The organism is Murimonas intestini (assembly GCF_024622195.1).
GTDB lineage: Bacteria > Bacillota > Clostridia > Lachnospirales > Lachnospiraceae > Murimonas > Murimonas intestini.
In genome coordinates, this window is sequence record NZ_JANKBI010000001.1 from 282,349 (window position 1) to 299,030 (window position 16,682).

The window sequence follows — 16,682 nt, forward strand, 5'->3', positions numbered from 1 at the left end:
GCTTCTATATCAATCCTTTATTTTTCAGAAATTCTTCCTTCCCATCCTCTTTCATCAATTCAATTCCAATCTCCTGCATGGCAGAGATAATGCTTAACATCCGTCTGCCTTTATCTGTAAGGGAATATTCCACTTTAAGAGGATAGCCCTCTTGCAGTTCTTTTTGCACCATCCCAAAAGTCTGTAATTCCCCCAGGTGCTGCAGCAGCATTTTCTGCCCTATTCCCTCTATATCGTTCTGCAGAGCTGACAGGGAGGCGGCTCCCTTCCCTAACTGCCACAGTATAATGGGCTTCCATTTTCCACGAATAATATCATGTGTCAATTCCAGTGGGCATGTATAAGTATCCCGCACTTTCATGTGATTACCTCCAAAACTTCTGAATGCATTGCGTCAAAAAAGCAAGGCGATATGATACACTGCAAACGCAGCGATCCAGGCAATTGCCAGCTGGCCAAAGACAACTGCCAGCGCCCACTTTCCTCCCAACTCCCGCTTTATAGAGGCCACCGCTGCCACACACGGAGTATACAGTAAGCAGAAAACAAGAAGAGAGGCCGCGCTTGCTGTAGTCAGTGTTCCCAGCAGGGCTTCTGTTGTTCCAAACAGTACCGTCAGTGAAGAAACAACGCTTTCCTTTGCCATAAACCCTGTTACCAGCGCTGTGGATATCCGCCAGTCACCAAAACCGGCCGGTGTAAAGACCGGGGAGATAAATCCTGCCACAGCAGCCAGTATACTGTCCTTAGAATCTGTTACAAGATGAAATCTTAGGTCAAAGCTCTGCAGAAACCAGATTACAAGGACTGCTATGAAAATGATCGTGCAGGCTCTTTGCAGGAAATCTCTGGCTTTATCCCAAAGCAGCCGGACTACGTTTTTGGCGCCTGGCATCCTGTAATTTGGCAGTTCCAGTACAAAGGGGACAGGCTCGCCCCGAAACATCGTCTTCTTGAAAATGAGAGCCATCAGGATTCCAGCCGCAATTCCAAACAAATACAGTCCGATCATGACTAATGCCCCGTGTTTTGGAAAAAACAGGGCTGTAAAAAATGCATAGATCGGAAGTTTTGCAGTACAGCTCATAAATGGGGTCAGCAAAATCGTCATTTTCCGATCCCGCTCAGACGGCAGTGTCCTGCTAGCCATCACACCAGGAACTGTACATCCGAATCCGATCAGCATTGGGACAATACTGCGCCCTGATAATCCTAATTTACGCAGCAGCTTGTCCATAATAAAAGCTACCCTGGCCAGATAGCCGCTGTCTTCTAAAATCGATAAAAAGAAAAATAAAGTGACAATGATCGGCAGAAAGCTGATCACTCCGCCCACACCTGTAAATATTCCGTCCACTACAAGGGAACGCAGTACATCATTCACTCCTGCTGCTGTCATTGCCCTGTCCGTAAGATCAGTCAGAGATACGATCCCTGCCTCCAGCAGGTTTTTAAGGCCCTCACCTATCACACTGAAGGTCAGCCAGAACACTAATGCCATGATCCCGATAAATGCTGGAATTCCTGTATATTTTCCTGTCAGTATACGGTCCATTTTTCTGCTCCGTGCACGTTCTCTGCTCTCCCCCGGCTTTACAATAGTGGCGTCACAGACCTTCTGTATGTACTCAAAACGCATGGAAGCTATAGCTGATGCCCTGTCAAGTCCTGTCTCTTCTTCTGTCTGACGGGAGATGTGTTCCAGGGTTTCCATTTCATTCCTGGTGAGGTCCAGTTTTTTCAGAATCTGGCTGTCGCCTTCAAGGATTTTGCTTGCTGCAAAACGCACCGGAATATCCACAGCTCTGGCATGATCCTCAATGAGATGCATTACCGCATGGATCCCCCTGTGGATACCTCCTGTGGATTCATCGCAGTAATCTGTGTCTGTGGGGCACTCCTGATACTTGGCAATATGTATTGCATGCTTTACAAGCTCATCGATCCCTTCCCCCTTTGCCGCGGAGATGGGAACAACCGGCACGCCTAAGCGTTCCTCCAGCTCATTTACCAGCACAGAACCGCCATTTTCCCTCAGCTCATCCATCATATTCAGCGCGACTACCATGGGCATATGCAGCTCCAGCAGCTGCATGGTCAAGTACAGGTTTCGCTCAATATTAGTTGCATCAACAATATTGATAATCCCCTTTGGTTTTTCCTCCAGCAGAAATTCACGTGTTACAAGCTCCTCACTGCTGTATGGGGACATGGAATAGATTCCCGGCAGGTCCGTTATCTGAGTATTGTTATATCCCCGTATCGCCCCGTCTTTGCGGTCAACTGTCACACCCGGGAAATTGCCCACATGCTGGTTTGAGCCTGTCAGCTGGTTAAACAGTGTAGTTTTGCCGCAGTTCTGATTTCCTGCCAGAGCAAATGTGAGGACTGTCCCCTCCGGAAGCGGGTTTTCCGTCTTGCGTTTATGATACTTCCCGCCCTCCCCGTATCCCGGATGAGGGACTATAGCTTTTTTTCGCCGTGATTTATTTTCAGGCTTACTCTCATGGGGATCGCCTATTTGGATCTTCTCTGCGTCCTCCAGGCGGATGGTCAGCTCATACCCATGGATCCGAAGCTCTATGGGATCTCCCATAGGCGCATATTTCATTACGGTTACTTCAGCCCCCTGGATCAATCCCATATCCAGGAAGTGCTGACGCAGGGCGCCGCTCCCTCCAACGGAAAGGATCGTTGCCGTATTTCCGATTTTTAAATCTTTTAATGTCATTTGTATCACCCTTTCATTCAGTTAGCATCATCTAACTTCTGTCCATTCTTATAATAGCCGTTCTTCATGAAAGAGTCAACCTGTTATAACCGCTTGTTTCTATTTGGGCCAAAAAACTTTCTAATTGGATTGAAAGCTCATGATTTTTTCACCTTTTGTATCAAGTTTTCCATTAAATTGAAAACCTGTCTGCTGGTAGAGGTTAACAGCTGCCTCATTATTTTCGTATACACTCAAATAAATCTGTTTATTGCCATATTCAAGCTGAAGCCTTTTTAACAGGGCCAGTACAGCCGCTTTCCCATACCCTTTTTTCTGGTATCTCCTGTCGATCAGGATACGGTCCAGCCACACCTCTCCCTCCGTCTGTGAGTCGCTGAAATATCCATACATAGCAAATCCCACAAGTAAATCACCATCATATATCCCCACCGGTTTCCACTCCTGAAACTCATCAGCCTCAGCCATACATTCCCTGACACTTTCAATAAAACCAGCCTGCTCCGGTAATATCTGCAATTCTTCCACTTTAGTTCTATTTTCCGGACTAACCGGTTCAAAATGTAAATTCATAATCTTTGCTCCAATCTTTAATACGTTAATCTGAATGATCGATTTCTGATTATACTTAAATACTTGTTTAATTGTGATGACCGAAGTATAATGCATATAAATATACAAGTCAATGCTTCACCATCACACTCTGCCAAATGGGCTAAAATCATTTCTATTTAGAGCAAAAGGAGAATTAAAATGAAGTACAATTTAGAAGAGATTGAGCAGAGGCTTGCCCGGCTCCATGATGGAAGCCAAATGGAGACATGCTGTCTCTGCCGCGGAATAGAACTTTCTTACCTGATCCTCAAAACCGATCAGCTTACACTGCCTCATGATCCTCTGAAACATATTCTGGAAATCAATTATTGCAGGGCTGGACGTATGGGATGGAAAATGGAAAACGGAAACAATGTATACCTGGGTCCAGGTAATTACAGCCTGCATACAATGGATGTTTGTGCACATTCTGTCATAACACTGCCAAATAAGTATTATGAAGGATTCACACTCTGTATTGACCTGGATATGCTTTCACATGAACCTCCTGAACTGCTGTCAGGCACAGGAATCACCGGAGAATTTTTGATTCAGAAATTTTGCAAAAACGGCATCCTCACTTCTTTTGCCGGAAATGCTCAGACTGAATCTATTTTCTCAGGTTTCTACGAACAGCCGCAAGCCTTTCTTCCGGCTTACCAGAAATTAAAAACAATGGAACTTCTGCTGTACCTGGGCAAATGCAGCGTCTCAGCCAATGAGCATTTAGCTGATTATCAGTCCAGTCAGGTTGAGATCATCCGCAATATCCATGAACAGCTCACCTGTCATATGGACCAACATTTTACTATCGATTCTTTAGCCAAACAGTATCTGATGAATCCTACTACCTTAAAGAATGTATTCAAAGCAGTTTATGGAAATTCCATTGCTGCCCATACAAGAGAACACCGGATGGAACGGGCTGCCAGACTGCTTCTCGAAACCCAGGATAGTATTGCCAGAATCGCACATGCTGTGGGTTACGGAAATCAAAGTAAATTTACAGCAGTGTTTAAAGAATACTATCACGTATTGCCTACAGAATACCGAAAATATCACCGGGCGTAAGAATCTGCTGCTATGTTTATACTTATACTCTCTCAGAACAATACTGGTTTTTGCCATTTCGTTTTGCCTGATACATAAGCGCATCCGCTTTTGAGAAGAACTTCTCGATGTTGTCTCCTTCCGCAGAAGGCAGTCCCTCATATATGCCAAAGCTCAGTGTTACATCAATGTTTCCTGGCTTTTGGGGGAATATCTTCAGCTTCTCCTGTATCATTTCCACCACATGAATGCCATCCTTCAGGTCTTCACCAGGAAGGAGCATTATAAATTCCTCGCCCCCATAGCGGAAACACAGATCATCGTGCACAGATTGTTTCATAATCTCCGCCACGGTCTTGATCCACTCATCTCCTACAAAGTGACCATAATTGTCATTTATCTGCTTAAAATCATCAATATCACATAAAATACAAGTCAGAGTCATCTCCTTCTCCACACAGCGCTTCCATATCACAGGTGACATCCGTCCCAGTTTTTGTCTGTTATAGAGTCCGGAAAGAACATCTCTTTCGGCTGCATCCTCCAACATGACCTGCCTTTTATATGAACTGATCCTGACTCCATAATATGTAAGGCTTGAGATCAGGGAAATAATGGCAAACACTGAAAAATTAATAATATTTGCCCAAACGTCATCCTTTATATAGACACTGATTATAGCAAGTACCAATCCGCAGCCAACTACATGAAAGATAACATAAAAGACTGGTTTCACAAATGAAACAACCGGCACAATAACAAGGATCGTGATAAAAACAATGCCGGAAAAACTACCGTTGTAATGGGCATCAATAGCTGTGATATAGACAGACCATATCACCATAAATGCATCATATACCACGCTCAAATCCTGAAGTAATCGATATCTGTGCTCAATATCCCTGCCCACGGCTATTAGTATAATATAAGCTGCCACACTGCACAGCAAAAGAGAAGTATACGCTATAAAATAAGCTATATGCTCCATACTGCTAAAAAATCCGCCCTGCAGAAACCACATCCCCAGCATTATGATCTCAAAAAAAATTATTGTTGGAACCGCTCTCTTACCACTGGCTAAACTGTCTGCTGCCGCATGTTTTAGTACTCTTTCCCGTTCAGCTTCCGTTTCAAACTGGCGGTTAAAATTCAACTTTTTTAGGAATTCTAAATTCATCTGCTTTTATTCCTTTATACTTTTTATACCGGATAGGGCTTTACGCTTTCTTTCACCATAGATAACTATTTCAGGCGCTGCTGCACTCCGGACAGAACCTCTGCTATGATTATAGCAGATATCTGTTCCAAATCATACCTCATTTTTCATATGAAATATTTAAAATGTATTATAGTGTTACTGTTCACTCCGTGACCAGTAACACGCTCCGCGATGCACAGAAACGGCAAAAAACGCCGTTTCGCGCTGCAAAACTCGGGATATTCGTGCAAAATACGCACGAAAACACCTCGCGGAACGGTAACGTGTGAATAGTAACATTATAGTCACTTGATTTTTAACTCCAGAAATTTCTTCAGTTCAAATACTGATTCAAAAGTATAAGGATTATGGGCTTTTAATCTGGCGGGATCCGCAAGTTCGGCCCATGCAGCTAAAAGACATGTCACTCCAATGCTGCTGCAGGCGTCAGCATCTTGAACAGTGTCTCCGATATATATAAATTCCTCTTTTTTAACTGCGTATTTTTCTAATAAATAAAGTATATTCTCTCTTTTATTGAATCGTTCCTCCGATCCATACAGGACTTCATCAAATATTTGTTCAAGCCCCAGTTTTTTTAGTGTGATCTTACAGCTCTTTTCCCCTTTCCCTGTAATCAGCGGCACAATAATCTGATTCTGCTTCAGACAGGCAATCAGTTCGCAGATGCCATCGAAAGGTGCAGAACACATCTCATGCAAATTTTTGTAATTCTCATAAAAACTGTTCAGAGCTTCTTCCCAACCATTTTTAACGACTGCCTTTATCATTCCTGTTTCATTCAGTCCGAATGTACTGATGATCTCTTTTTCTGTAAGCTCATGGCCCGCATATGGAGCTGCCGCTTCCGCGAATGCTTCTATACACATTGGGATGGAATCGCATATGGTGCCGTCAAGATCAAAACCAACCATTTTAATCATGATCATCTTCTCCATTGATTTTTCTTATCACCTTACACGGATTTCCAACTGCAACAGAATTAGCCGGTATATTCTTCGTAACAACACTTCCCGCACCGATCACACTGCCCTCACCGATTTTTATTCCGGGAAGAATGATCACGCCTCCGCCTATCCAGCAGCCGTCACCAATAGTCACCGGGAGAGCATACGTCTGACAGAAATGTTTCCCGCTTTCAGGTGTCCAATCCGGCGTCAGACGCTGTTCCAGTTCTACCGGGTGCGCTGCTGTGTAGATTTGAACGTTAGATGCGATCATTACATTATTGCCGATCCTGATCCTGTTGCAGTCTACAAACGTACAGTTCATATTTATGGATACGTTATTTCCAATAAAAATATTGCCTCCATAATCACATAGAAATGGAGTGCCTACAGAGACATTTCTTCCCACACTGCCGAAAAGTTTAAGTAAAATTTCACGCTTCTGATCTTTTTGACTGTAGGGCAGGCCATTATAAACTGACAGCAGCTGCCTTGACTTTTCCTTAAATCCCAGGAACACTTCGTCGTGGCAATTATAAAGTTCTCCGGCCATACATTTTTCTAATTCTGTCATATGAATACCTCCTATAACATAACTATAAAAAACATCCTGTTTTAATTCAAGTAACAGGATGTTTTTTTCTCCGCGCTTCACAGCAAAAACGCTTTGGGGATCTTAAAGTGTATCAGAAGATCCTTCTGGCCAATGCTTCCATCAGAAAAAGCACCGGGACCTGAGATGTTGCATTAAATCCGCCGTTTACAGTCTCTGATTCTAAGCAGTATGATATGTTCCAGTCAGATATCCTTGCAATTGTTGAGTTTGGGTGATTGGTGATGCTGAGTATATTGCAGCCATGCGCCCGGAATTTCTGAATTGTCTCTATAAGTTCTGTTGTCTCTCCGCTGACAGACAATGCGATCACAGATGTTTTCGGAAATGAAGTTTCCATAAGAGGATATAAGACATCCTCCAGGCCAACAGAAAATTTCCCAAAGTTTGAAAAGTATCTGGCACCATATCTGGCCAGGGCCCCGGATGAGCCCAGACCGGCAAAGATAACCATCTCTGCTTCCCGTATCAGCCTGACTCCTTCCTGTATTTTATTTTCGAATGCACATGTTGTAGTTCCCTGGAAGTAATGCAATAATTGTTTAAGATCAAAACCCGGAGTGATACCGGCACTTTCTTTTATATATCTGCCAAATTGTTCCTTGAAATCATTATAGCTCGCGCAATCCAGTCTGTTACAAAATCTTATAATGGTAGAAGTTGACATATTAACATCTGCCGCAAGCTCCCTGATCGTCATATATGGTATTTTTTCTGCATTAGAAATCATATATTTATAGAGCATGATCTCAGTCTCATTAAACTTTTGAATTATGTCATACCTGAATAATTCTGTATTTACCATTGCCCGAAACCTCCTGTCCTGAAAATACGATACACTCTCCCACCGCTTTGAGATTTAAATAAACATCGTTATCGCCTTACATGCCGGTATTTTATATATCAGTATATCATATTTTTCCTTACTGTAAATCAGACAAACAATGTGGCACCCGCAAAACATACTGGTTACTTTAATATCCCGCCTTCCAGTTTTAACACCACATCTGCCTGATTGGCCACATCCGCTGAATGAGTGACAATGATCACGCATTTATCCTCTAAATTGTGCGCATAGTTGACTAATAATTTCGTGACGGCGTCTGCGTTTGCCACATCCAGATTCCCCGTAGGTTCATCTGCCAGCAAGACAGAGGCATCGGAAATCAACGCTCTGGCAACAGCTACACGCTGCTGTTGGCCTCCGGAGAGCTTTAAAGCATTCTGTTTCGCCAGCTTCTTATCGATCCCTACCTTTTCCAATACAGGAAGTGCATCCAATGTAGAAATGAGATTTAAATTTTCTTCGGCAGTCAGGTAATCGATAAGGTTGAAATTTTGAAAAATAAAAGCCACTTCTTTCCGCCTGTAGTCAGGGAGCTCTTTTTCATTTATTGGTCTGCCATTTAAGAGAACAGAGCCCTCATCTGGAATGTCCAGCCCGCCCAGAATAGAGAGCAGTGTAGTCTTTCCACAGCCTGAAGCGCCTAAAATAGCATAAACTTTTCCGGGCAAAAAGGCTGCATTTAAATTCTTTAACACGAAAGAATTTCGATTATATGAGAAATTAATATTTTTAAGCTCTAACATAGAGATAACCTCCAAATTTAAATTTTAATGAGTTCATTTGGTTTCTTGCGCATAAATGGAACACTTACCGCGATAGCTGATATAGTCACTAAAGCGGTTTCTAAAAGGGCTGCACTGTAAATTGTTGTACTGGCGAGTGTGAACACGGGGTTTGTTTTCAAAATACCAGGATCATTATGGGATGCATCGCCGTTTTCATTTGCTTGATTTACAGTTGTATTTATCAGGTAATCACTCCCGCTCTTTACGATGCCTCCGCTTAAAATTATGGACAAGAGGATGGCCGTAACCGTGGAAAGCAGAGCCTCGATGATATGCTGTAATACGATGGAATTAGGGGTAATGCCAAGAGCTAATAAAATACCTGTTTCCTTCTTTCTCCTCTTCACCCCATAAGAAATGATAATAATTAAAATCAACAGGCAGACAAGCAGAATTAACAAAAGTCCTGTTTCTAATAAATCATTTAAAGAAGAAAGTGCATCAATGGCCGGGCCATAAACATCAATATCGGACCAGATACTGCAGGCGGACCAATCGATCCAATCCAGGTTCTGGATGGTGTTTACAGCATTTTCTAATTCTGCGGAGTTAGAAATTGTAAAAGTCACTTTATGAAAAAAAGTGCTCCCATCTGATCTAAAAAAAGAAGAATATGTGTTCATATCGATAAAGCAGCTATTCTCACAGAGTAAATGGGATAATTCCAGTCCGGAAGCTTCTTCCGCAGGCTGCGCTGTCTGAAAAATTCCAACGATCTGCACATTGCTCCCCTTTAAATCCATATTTTCCGTGTCATAATCTCCGGAAAGATCCTCAACGATTTCCCCCGGAAAATCCAGTCCGATAATATCACCCACAGATAAGCCGTTAGCTTCTGCCAAATTTCTATGGATCAATGCCTTCCCTCCGTCATTTTTATTAAGATGTCTTCCTTCGGTCAGCTCAAACGTACCATCAGCGAACAATTCGTCCTGTTCAGAGGAAGAGTTGCTTCGTACCGTTCCTGCATGTTCAAAGCCTGCACTCACCAGAATATCCTTTTTTAAGTAAACGTCCAGTGGTTTTCCAGCCTCATTTAACAGCTCCGCCGGCAGAGTGTTAGAAAGACACTTATAATTAACAGCGCCGAGAGTGTCAGCAATCTTTTTAATATTTTCACAGGTGAGAACATCAGTTGAACGGTAGGAGGACAGGGTTATATTTTTGCTGAAACTTAATTTTATCTGATGAATATAATTTTTCCCAGCGGCGGTGGCCGAGAGCACTGTCAAAATTAAAATAAATATTGCTGTCAATGTAAGGACCATTATTATACTGTGAGTTATTTTGCGTGTGAAATAGTGAAATGCTCGTTTGACCGGGCTCATAATAATTCCCCTCCTACTAACTCAATTTGACGAATATGTCCCCCGGCTTCATGTTAAGTAGCTGGAAGCAGGATACATAAGTGGCAGTTATGATCAAACACAAATTTATCAAAAGAACGGCTGCGATAACGGAAACCTGGGGTTGAAGTGAATTGGCTCCTATTTGTATATAATCCTGGGCCTTCAAAATAAAAGAACTGATGAAGGGTGACAAAAGCAGGGATAGTAATGCAGGCAGCAGGATTTCCACGAAATGCTGCAACATGATCCGCCGTTTGCTCACTCCCAGGGACAAGAAAATTCCCACCTCGGAAATGCGTTCTCTTGCCTGCAGTATTAAGATCATTGTGATGACGAATAAGCTGATCAGTATGGTGAATCCAGTCAGCAGTAAAAATAAGCCGGCGATCTTTTTAATGGAATCACTGTCCACCACGGTTTCATTAAAACCATCAATTAAACTATAGTGGTCCCAATTGATTTCCAGGTTTTTCACGCTCTTTATAACATCACTGCGTACACCGGAACCGGACACATAAAATTTGGCGTATGTCATGCCAAAATCATAGGGATCTAAAACAGAAGCTGTATGAAAATCTATAAAGATATCATTTGAGGCCAGTTCATACGGCTGCACTTTGTCTCCGCTGTTTAAAAATTTAGGTTCAAATAACCCAATAATTGTTACATCAGCACTGTCTGGCGCCACGGCATCATCAACGGAACTGCCTTCCGCAGTTAACCGCAGTTTATCGCCAACGCTTAGGTGGTTCAGATCAGCGTATTCTGTGCTGATGAGGGCCGACAGCCGTGAGCTGCTTTCTATATGCTCCCCTTCCCTAAGCGTTATAGTGTCATCATACAGCAGCTTAGAATCCGAGACACCGCGGACATAAGAAAACCAGCTGGAATCTTCAATGTCTTTTGTTCCTTCAGGGCTGACCATTTTGAGCGGGGTTCCATTTAAATCTGAAACTGCAGGTGTTATTACTTGATATTGGTATGCGTATTCTTCGATGTATTCCGTTTCTCTGATTTTTTCCAATACCTCCTGGGTGATAGGAAATGGTGCTGTCAGCATACTGATGGTACTGCCCTCTGATATCACCACTGCAGAATCGTAATCATATTCTGAAGAAATGGAAAAATAATTTTGTTCCTCCGGGGCCATTTGAGAAATCGCATTGTTTGCCGAATGGTAAATGGATATCATTGAAAAAATCAATGTATTCACGATCAAGAAGGTGAATATTATAAGAAACATCCGGTTTGTCTTGTGTAACAGGTATTTCATTGAGAGTGTAAAGAGATTCATAAAAATCAGCTCCTTTATCTTTGATAAGATAAGGATAGCAGTAAAAAGTATGGAAAAAGTATGGATTCCAAAAAAAATTACCGGCATTGAAGCGCCGGTAAAAAATAATGAAGTCTTACTTGGTCAAAGACAGGGCATAGGAAGAATTGTCCCACGGAAATACAGCTTTGAGATTTTTACAACTTAAGAGGGCTCTGCTTCTTCTGTGAGCGGCATGATGATGGTAAACACCACACTGTTTTCCCTATTGACGATGTCATATTCAAATCCCAGTTCATCGAGAAATGTTTTCACGATGTATAAGCCGATTCCGTTTCCCGTGCCGGAGTGTGACTTATCAATCTGATAAAACGGCTGAAAGATATGAGGGATCTCATCCTCGGGGATATGGGCATTTGTATTTTCAATGGTGAGAATGCAATTATTTCCAGAACGGCACATCTCAATAAAAACACTGGAATTCTCTTTAGAATGCACAATGCCGTTATTTATTAAATTGATAACGATCTTGGTAAATAGCTCTCTGTCTAATGTAACACAGAGATTCTCAGCGAGCTTATACTGCAGGTTTATTTTCCTGATTTCAATGAAATCCCTCTCCTTTTCAATAGCATCTAAGACTAAGCTTTGAATATCGCAGACAGAGAGATGGAGCAGTTTTTTATGAGTTTGAAGCTGGGCAGTTGTTAAAATATCCTGCACTAATTTTTCCATGGTCTCAATCACCTGTAAGGAATGGAGCAGATACCTATCTCTGTTATCGAAAGGCTCCAGATTCATCAACATTCCTTCTGTTTCCCCTTTTAATATGGTGAGCGGTGTTTTTAATTCATGGGAAATCGCCATGAATAAATCAGAGCGCTGCTGAATCTGTTCCCGCTCTTTATTCATTTTATCCTGCAGTATAGTATTCGATGTTTTCAAATCTTCAAGGGTGGATGAAAGCTGTCTGGACATTTTATTTAAGCTGTCAGCGAGCATACCGATCTCATCCGTTCTCCTGACCCTGCATTGCCATGTCATGTCAAGGGTAGTCATGCGTTTCGCTATTTTACTGATATCTACAATGGGTTTCGCAATAAACCTCGAATAAATGAGAGCTATCACCATTGACGCTGCGAATATGACACTGAGAATCAACGGATACAAACTTTTGATCGTGTTTACAATATCAGCCCCTCCCGTGTGGGAAATGGAGATATCCAGGCGGTAGAGCTTATTTGAATTCATGAAATCCCAGGAGATCACCTGTCCGATGGTGGCGTCTTTAATCAGAAGACTCTTCGATAAGTCCACACAGTAAATATCATTCTGCTTATCATCATAAAGCTGCGCTTCAGTACCGTTTTCCAGACAGAACGCCATTATATAATCTTCTATCTCCGATTCAGGTACACCTTCTAAAGTCATGATTAATTTATCTGTTTCAGTGCTTAAATCAGCGGATATTTTTTCAATATAACGGAGTGGTAAATAGTGTTGGACCACCCCCACAATGGCAACACTTGTGAGCGATAAAATACAAAAAAGCTGGAGGAATAATTTAACGCTTAGGTGCTTCCTGATTTCGACCGGCAATCTTATAACCCATGCCCCAGACTGTTTCAATAAGTTCCATATCCAATTTTTTCCTGATGTTTTTGATATGGTTGTCGACAACTTTCTCATTCCCATAATAGTCCTCTCCCCATAGGATATCCAGCAGATGTGTGCGTGTGAACACCTGATTTTTATGTTCCAGCATAAATTTGATCAGTTCATATTCTTTCGGTGTAAACTTTATCTGTTCCTCTTTATAATAAATTTCAGCTCTTGCTGTCTCCACCCTCAGATCGCCGAAGATCAAAGCCGTATTTTTATCTACTGTGTTTATCTTCTTATTTCTTCTAAAGATTGCTTCAATTCTTTTCATAAGTATGGGATAGGAAAAAGGCTTTATGATATAATCATCCGCCTCCAGATCAAAGCCGTGAGACTGGTCCTTTTCTTTTCCCAGGGCTGTTAACAGTATGACAGGGACATCGGACGAGCCTCTGATTTTACTCAATAAGTCGTAACCATTCATTCTCGGCATCATGATGTCTAAAATCACCAGATCCGGAGAAGCTTCCCTGAATTTATGATATCCGTCAATCCCATCATTAGCAGTTATTATATTATATCCGTGTTGTTTAATAAAGGATTTCAATATATTCCTGATGCTTTCATCATCCTCAACAATTAGTATAGTTAATTCGCAATTCCCCATAAAAACCTCCTCATATAATTAAAAGCATATAAAAAGTATATCATGGATCACATATATATTCGACTGGAAACTGCTTTAAAGAATAGAAAAGCCGGGGAACAATCTGTCGATCGGACAAATTGTTCCCCGGCTCATTACCACATCAAGTTTTCTTTAACGTAAACCTATCTTACTGACTGCCATTACAATGCTGTCGATTCCGGACAAGATAAAGTAGATACCGATCAGAAATCCTGCCGTAAAAAGAGATATAACAGGATTAATGATCATCATGCACCCCACAATAATTCCTATTATGTTCATGATAAGAGTAAAATAGTAAAAGAAACTTCCTGCCATAATCCGGATGATACTCAAATGTGACAGTCTGGAGATACAGTGTGCTATAAACCAGATAGGCAGGAGAAGTACCAGGATCCATTTCCCTGCACTGGGATATACCAGAAGCATAATACCTGCCATGACGCTGAAAATACCGGAAATCAGAGAGACAGCAGGGCCAAATCCTGTATACCGTTCCATTTTTACATAGAACATAATATCAGTGATTCCCATGACAACAGCTATTATGCCGTAGAGGATCACAATCCCCGTCAATGCTGTTTCCGGACGAACAAAGATAAAAACTCCAAGAAAGACCATTATAATCCCAATTATCAGCTCTAGCCAGCCAAAAGCAGAACGTTTTCTCATTGGTTTGCACCTCCCTGGTTTAAGATTTCCATAAATTCTTCGCCGTTTATTGTTTCTCTCTCGTAAAGGAACTGAGCCAGTTCATCCAGCTTTTCTCTGTTCTCTGAAAGAATCTTCCTTGCTTTTTCATGCTGTTTTTTTACCAGCTCCACAACCTTTTTATCTATCTCTTTTTGCGTGTTCGCGGAACATGTCAGAGAAGTGTCCCCGCCTAAATACTGGTTAGTTACCGTTTCCATCGCCACCATATCGAATTCTTCACTCATGCCGTAACGGGTGATCATGGCCCTTGCCAGCTTAGTCGCCTGTTCTATGTCATTGGAAGCGCCGGTAGTAATCTCACCAAACACGATCTCTTCCGCTGCACGCCCTCCTGTAAAGGTAACGATCTTGTTCTCTATTTCCTTCTGGGTCATCAGATACTTGTCACCTTCTTCTACCTGCATAGTGTACCCCAATGCGCCGGAAGTCCGGGGGATGATGGTGATTTTCTGAACCGGAGCCGAATGGCTCTGCATGGCAGCTGCCAAGGCATGGCCGATTTCATGATATGCCACAACCTTTTTCTCATGGTCGGAAAGGACTGAATTTTTCTTTTGGTATCCGGCAATAACTGTCTCAATACTCTCCTCTAAATCCGCCTGGTTTACTATTGTCCGGCCAGCACGCACGGCGCTGAGCGCTGCCTCATTAATAATATTGGCCAATTCGGCGCCGGAAGCCCCTGATGCCATGCGGGCGATAGTATGGAAGTTGACATCATCAGCAACCTTGATCTTCTTTGCATGGACTTTTAAGATTGCCTCACGGCCCAGCAGATCCGGCAATTCCACGGGAACACGCCTGTCGAAACGTCCGGGACGCGTCAGTGCAGGGTCCAGAGATTCCGGCCTGTTAGTAGCGGCCAGAATGATCACTCCGTTATTTCCTTCAAAGCCGTCCATTTCAGTGAGAAGCTGGTTTAATGTCTGCTCCCTCTCATCGTTTCCGCCTATCTGTCCGTCACGCTTTTTTCCAATGGCATCTATCTCATCAATAAATACAATACAAGGCGCTTTTTCTTTGGCCTGTTTAAACAAATCACGCACTTTTGAAGCACCCATGCCTACAAACATCTCAACAAATTCAGAACCTGAGATTGCAAAAAACGGGACGCCAGCTTCACCGGCCACGGCTTTCGCCAACATGGTTTTACCTGTACCCGGAGGTCCTACAAGAAGGAGGCCCTTAGGCATGGAAGCGCCTGCATCTGTGTATTTCTTTGTATTATGCAGGTAATCCACGATCTCGGCCAGGCTCTCTTTGGCCTCATCCTCTCCTGCCACATCACTAAAATGTATACCTTGTGTGGACTGCACATAAACTTTTGCATTGCTCTTCCCCATTCCAAAAGCCATGGAGTCCTTGCCGCCCATCTGCTGCAGCATTTTCTTGCTCATATACTGTCCAAGGCCAATAAAAATCACCATTGGAAGAATAAATGTCAACAGGAAACTTAAGACAGGCGACATTTTCTGTTCAATATTTTTTTCAAACTTTGCCCCGGATTCATACAGCCGTTCTGCCAGGGTAGGGTCGTTCATAACGCCGGTTTTGTAGATCACCGTGTTTTCTTTATCCGTAAAAATAATTTGCGAATCGTCAATTTCTACCTGCCCGATATTTTTACTCTCTATCATCCCCATAAAAGTTCCGTAATCAATTTCCTGCACCTGCTTCTGCATAAGAAGCGGGGACACAATAACATTAAAGAGGAACAAGATCAGCAGGACGATTCCATAGTAATAAATGAGCGGCTTCTTTGGGGTTTTTACTTCTTTCATAGTATTCTTTCTCCTTCCTTTTCCAGCAGCGTCATCTGTGCGTCCATGGCCTTCAGCGAGATCAGCAGAGCATTATCAGCAGCCTGCATGGCAAAATCCAGTGCATATTCCGCAAGAAGGACTTTTTCTTCAGCCGAAAATGTGTCACCCCAATGATCTGAAGCAGGATTTTCAAAATTTTTCTCCTGAAAAAACTCTTCCACCCTATCACAGGACTCCGCAAGACTGCCTACAACATGAGCTTTTGAAAAACGCAGCTTATTGCGGAGAGCAATTTCATTTTTGACACACTCCTTTTGAAGGGCTTCTACTTCTGCCAGTATTTGGGCATGATCTGCAGATTCACTTAAGTGGATCCGGTTATGTACCTGGCCAATCTTATTATCCAGTTCACAAAGCTTTACAGACAAAAATTCTTGTGTCATATCAGGGGCTCCTTTCTTTATTTTATTAGATTTATCAGATGCCGGTCCGTCATCCAAACCCTGA

At 42.5% G+C, this 16,682-nt stretch carries 17 protein-coding genes; 2 read left to right on the forward strand and 15 right to left on the reverse strand.

The features are described from left to right. Nucleotides 1-4: 4 nt before the first annotated feature. From NSB28_RS01360 to NSB28_RS01370, 3 genes are all read right to left on the reverse strand, one after another. A complete protein-coding gene (locus NSB28_RS01360) occupies nucleotides 5-361 on the reverse strand; it encodes a winged helix-turn-helix transcriptional regulator (RefSeq protein WP_109624556.1) in 357 nt (118 codons plus the stop codon). Between the two features lie 33 nt (nucleotides 362-394). Further along, a complete protein-coding gene (gene feoB / locus NSB28_RS01365; RefSeq protein WP_109624555.1) occupies nucleotides 395-2,731 on the reverse strand; it encodes a ferrous iron transport protein B in 2,337 nt (778 codons plus the stop codon). Nucleotides 2,732-2,851: 120 nt separating this feature from the next. Continuing rightward, nucleotides 2,852-3,304 (reverse strand): GNAT family N-acetyltransferase, encoded by a 453-nt coding sequence (locus NSB28_RS01370; RefSeq protein ID WP_109624554.1) that lies wholly within the window; start codon nucleotides 3,302-3,304, stop codon nucleotides 2,852-2,854. 180 nt (nucleotides 3,305-3,484) lie between these two features. Between NSB28_RS01370 and NSB28_RS01375 the strand changes: the two genes are divergently transcribed. Further along, nucleotides 3,485-4,396, forward strand: coding sequence for a helix-turn-helix transcriptional regulator (locus NSB28_RS01375; RefSeq protein ID WP_109624553.1), 912 nt, complete (start codon nucleotides 3,485-3,487; stop codon nucleotides 4,394-4,396). Between the two features lie 22 nt (nucleotides 4,397-4,418). Here NSB28_RS01375 and NSB28_RS01380 read toward each other — a convergent pair whose 3' ends face one another. From NSB28_RS01380 to NSB28_RS01410, 7 genes are all read right to left on the reverse strand, one after another. Next, nucleotides 4,419-5,552, reverse strand: a complete 1,134-nt coding sequence (locus NSB28_RS01380; RefSeq protein ID WP_109624552.1) for a GGDEF domain-containing protein — start codon at nucleotides 5,550-5,552, stop codon at nucleotides 4,419-4,421. Between the two features lie 326 nt (nucleotides 5,553-5,878). Beyond that, nucleotides 5,879-6,517 (reverse strand): HAD family hydrolase, encoded by a 639-nt coding sequence (locus NSB28_RS01385; RefSeq protein WP_109624551.1) that lies wholly within the window; start codon nucleotides 6,515-6,517, stop codon nucleotides 5,879-5,881. Continuing rightward, nucleotides 6,510-7,115 (reverse strand): sugar O-acetyltransferase, encoded by a 606-nt coding sequence (locus NSB28_RS01390; RefSeq protein ID WP_109624550.1) that lies wholly within the window; start codon nucleotides 7,113-7,115, stop codon nucleotides 6,510-6,512. Before NSB28_RS01390 ends, NSB28_RS01385 begins: the two co-directional genes overlap by 8 nt. Before the next feature lie 112 nt (nucleotides 7,116-7,227). Continuing rightward, nucleotides 7,228-7,959 carry a MurR/RpiR family transcriptional regulator gene (locus NSB28_RS01395; RefSeq protein ID WP_109624549.1) on the reverse strand — a complete coding sequence of 244 codons (732 nt, stop codon included), beginning with the start codon at nucleotides 7,957-7,959 and terminating at the stop codon, nucleotides 7,228-7,230. A 164-nt stretch (nucleotides 7,960-8,123) separates the two neighbouring features. Next, on the reverse strand, nucleotides 8,124-8,744 hold the full coding sequence (locus NSB28_RS01400) for an ABC transporter ATP-binding protein (protein ID WP_276538567.1): 621 nt from the start codon (nucleotides 8,742-8,744) through the stop codon (nucleotides 8,124-8,126). A gap of 17 nt (nucleotides 8,745-8,761) precedes the next feature. Beyond that, complete coding sequence (locus NSB28_RS01405; protein ID WP_109624548.1) at nucleotides 8,762-10,114, reverse strand: FtsX-like permease family protein; 1,353 nt, start codon at nucleotides 10,112-10,114, stop codon at nucleotides 8,762-8,764. Between the two features lie 16 nt (nucleotides 10,115-10,130). Beyond that, on the reverse strand, nucleotides 10,131-11,429 hold the full coding sequence (locus tag NSB28_RS01410; RefSeq protein ID WP_257497381.1) for an FtsX-like permease family protein: 1,299 nt from the start codon (nucleotides 11,427-11,429) through the stop codon (nucleotides 10,131-10,133). A 49-nt stretch (nucleotides 11,430-11,478) separates the two neighbouring features. On the opposite strand from NSB28_RS01410, the gene NSB28_RS01415 reads away from it, so the two are divergent. After that, complete coding sequence (locus tag NSB28_RS01415; protein ID WP_257497382.1) at nucleotides 11,479-11,616, forward strand: hypothetical protein; 138 nt, start codon at nucleotides 11,479-11,481, stop codon at nucleotides 11,614-11,616. Here NSB28_RS01415 and NSB28_RS01420 read toward each other — a convergent pair. The 5 genes from NSB28_RS01420 to NSB28_RS01440 all read right to left on the reverse strand — a co-directional run bounded on the left by NSB28_RS01420 (nucleotide 11,613) and on the right by NSB28_RS01440 (nucleotide 16,618). Beyond that, nucleotides 11,613-12,839 carry a HAMP domain-containing sensor histidine kinase gene (locus tag NSB28_RS01420; RefSeq protein ID WP_257497383.1) on the reverse strand — a complete coding sequence of 409 codons (1,227 nt, stop codon included), beginning with the start codon at nucleotides 12,837-12,839 and terminating at the stop codon, nucleotides 11,613-11,615. The genes NSB28_RS01415 and NSB28_RS01420 overlap by 4 nt on opposite strands. 133 nt (nucleotides 12,840-12,972) lie before the next feature. Beyond that, on the reverse strand, nucleotides 12,973-13,677 hold the full coding sequence (locus NSB28_RS01425; protein WP_109624545.1) for a response regulator transcription factor: 705 nt from the start codon (nucleotides 13,675-13,677) through the stop codon (nucleotides 12,973-12,975). A 153-nt stretch (nucleotides 13,678-13,830) separates the two neighbouring features. Next, a complete protein-coding gene (locus NSB28_RS01430; protein WP_109624544.1) occupies nucleotides 13,831-14,370 on the reverse strand; it encodes an HdeD family acid-resistance protein in 540 nt (179 codons plus the stop codon). Further along, nucleotides 14,367-16,193, reverse strand: a complete 1,827-nt coding sequence (gene ftsH, locus NSB28_RS01435; RefSeq protein ID WP_109624543.1) for an ATP-dependent zinc metalloprotease FtsH — start codon at nucleotides 16,191-16,193, stop codon at nucleotides 14,367-14,369. The genes NSB28_RS01430 and ftsH overlap by 4 nt, the downstream gene beginning before the upstream one ends. Continuing rightward, nucleotides 16,190-16,618 carry a hypothetical protein gene (locus NSB28_RS01440; protein WP_109624542.1) on the reverse strand — a complete coding sequence of 143 codons (429 nt, stop codon included), beginning with the start codon at nucleotides 16,616-16,618 and terminating at the stop codon, nucleotides 16,190-16,192. Before NSB28_RS01440 ends, ftsH begins: the two co-directional genes overlap by 4 nt. Nucleotides 16,619-16,682 lie beyond the last annotated feature (64 nt).

Bases quoted from the DNA above. Each gene is read 5' to 3' on its own strand.
- NSB28_RS01360 (WP_109624556.1), bottom strand. From the start codon at position 361: ATGAAAGTGCGGGATACTTATACATGCCCACTGGAATTGACACATGAT.
- feoB (WP_109624555.1), bottom strand. From the start codon at position 2,731: ATGACATTAAAAGATTTAAAAATCGGAAATACGGCAACGATCCTTTCC.
- NSB28_RS01370 (WP_109624554.1), bottom strand. From the start codon at position 3,304: ATGAATTTACATTTTGAACCGGTTAGTCCGGAAAATAGAACTAAAGTG.
- NSB28_RS01375 (WP_109624553.1), top strand. From the start codon at position 3,485: ATGAAGTACAATTTAGAAGAGATTGAGCAGAGGCTTGCCCGGCTCCAT.
- NSB28_RS01380 (WP_109624552.1), bottom strand. From the start codon at position 5,552: ATGAATTTAGAATTCCTAAAAAAGTTGAATTTTAACCGCCAGTTTGAA.
- NSB28_RS01385 (WP_109624551.1), bottom strand. From the start codon at position 6,517: ATGATTAAAATGGTTGGTTTTGATCTTGACGGCACCATATGCGATTCC.
- NSB28_RS01390 (WP_109624550.1), bottom strand. From the start codon at position 7,115: ATGACAGAATTAGAAAAATGTATGGCCGGAGAACTTTATAATTGCCAC.
- NSB28_RS01395 (WP_109624549.1), bottom strand. From the start codon at position 7,959: ATGGTAAATACAGAATTATTCAGGTATGACATAATTCAAAAGTTTAAT.
- NSB28_RS01400 (WP_276538567.1), bottom strand. From the start codon at position 8,744: ATGTTAGAGCTTAAAAATATTAATTTCTCATATAATCGAAATTCTTTC.
- NSB28_RS01405 (WP_109624548.1), bottom strand. From the start codon at position 10,114: ATGAGCCCGGTCAAACGAGCATTTCACTATTTCACACGCAAAATAACT.
- NSB28_RS01410 (WP_257497381.1), bottom strand. From the start codon at position 11,429: ATGAATCTCTTTACACTCTCAATGAAATACCTGTTACACAAGACAAAC.
- NSB28_RS01415 (WP_257497382.1), top strand. From the start codon at position 11,479: ATGGAAAAAGTATGGATTCCAAAAAAAATTACCGGCATTGAAGCGCCG.
- NSB28_RS01420 (WP_257497383.1), bottom strand. From the start codon at position 12,839: ATGACTTTAGAAGGTGTACCTGAATCGGAGATAGAAGATTATATAATG.
- NSB28_RS01425 (WP_109624545.1), bottom strand. From the start codon at position 13,677: ATGGGGAATTGCGAATTAACTATACTAATTGTTGAGGATGATGAAAGC.
- NSB28_RS01430 (WP_109624544.1), bottom strand. From the start codon at position 14,370: ATGAGAAAACGTTCTGCTTTTGGCTGGCTAGAGCTGATAATTGGGATT.
- ftsH (WP_109624543.1), bottom strand. From the start codon at position 16,193: ATGAAAGAAGTAAAAACCCCAAAGAAGCCGCTCATTTATTACTATGGA.
- NSB28_RS01440 (WP_109624542.1), bottom strand. From the start codon at position 16,618: ATGACACAAGAATTTTTGTCTGTAAAGCTTTGTGAACTGGATAATAAG.